This is a genomic window from Kitasatospora sp. NPDC001225, assembly GCF_053597855.1.
In genome coordinates this window covers 1-1,097 of the sequence record NZ_JBSFJC010000485.1, presented here as the reverse complement: position 1 = coordinate 1,097, position 1,097 = coordinate 1, and the positions used below count along the sequence as shown (strand labels likewise).

Genomic DNA, 1,097 nt, shown 5'->3' with positions numbered 1-1,097 from the left:
GCAGGCGGTGGTGGTGCTCAAGGAGAAGGTCCTTCGGTCGTACGGCCGGCGGCGCGCGGGCGCGCCGGACCGGGGCATGCGCAGGCATGACAGCCCCCTCGGCTCGGTGCGGCTGCGGAGAGAAGAGTCCGCGGAATCCGGGATTTAGTACGGCCGGGAAGAAGAGGTAGAAGCCCCTCACCAGGCACGGCAGTGCAGACAAGGAGGGAAGGGTGGTCCATCAACTCCATTTCCTGGAGGGCCTGTTGGGGGAAACAGGATCCCGACCAGCGGGCCGCGGCCAGCGACCGGGGGCGTTGGCGTCACCGCCGGCTCCGCACGGCGAGAGCGGCAGGTGCGGTCGGCGCTGGTGCCGGGCCGCCCAGGTCCGCCGGAGCAGGCGGGACGGTGGTGGCCGACCGGCCCAGCGCGGCTTGCCGGCGAAGGTCGTCGGACGGGGCCGAGAGGTGCCGGGCGGTCTGGGCCAGGGTCCGGGCGCCGTGGCGGAGTTCGTCGCGGGCGGTTTCGACGGCGTACTCGATCACCCGGACCGCGTCCTTGCGGGCCTCCCGGGTCCAGGGGAGACGACGGGCTTCGGCGGTTTCGCCGAGGAAGCCAAGCTGCCGCGCGACCTGGCCGAGAGCGGCGGAGGCTTCGCCGAGACTGCCGACGGCTTCGGCGTACACCGAAGCGGCGCGGATCGTATCGCCGTGTGCGGGCTGCTTGGCGGCCCAGGCGGAGAACTCGTCCCCCAGTTCCCGGATGAACGTGCCGAGCGCAGCTATCCGCTGGCCGACCTGCACGGCGTCCGGCACGTCGGCGGGTCCGGTGATGGAAGGCAGCAGTGCTTCCTGCTGCAGCAGGGCGCTTGCCCGGGTGCGGAGGGCGAGCGGTTCGTCGATGGGTGCGTTCACGGGTGGTTCCTGGAGGCGGTGTTGGGGGCGGTTCAGCGCGAGCGCACAAGGGACAGGGACACGGGCGCGGCCACGGCGGCAGCCCGCGTGAACGGCGCGGACCCGGGGAGGGCGCCGGTCGAGCGGGCCCGGGCGGCTTCGACCCGAGTCTGCTGTGCATCGATGATCGAGACCGTCGTCCGGATGGACCGCCGGGCCTCCGCC

Annotated in this window: 1 protein-coding gene; it reads right to left on the bottom strand. The window is 72.9% G+C overall.

The genetic code is table 11. The features are described from left to right. Positions 1–302: 302 nt before the first annotated feature. The gene (locus ACWDCZ_RS41650; protein WP_387976776.1) at positions 303–893 is read right to left on the bottom strand and encodes a hypothetical protein; all 591 of its coding nucleotides are present in this window, start codon (positions 891–893) and stop codon (positions 303–305) included. Positions 894–1,097 lie beyond the last annotated feature (204 nt).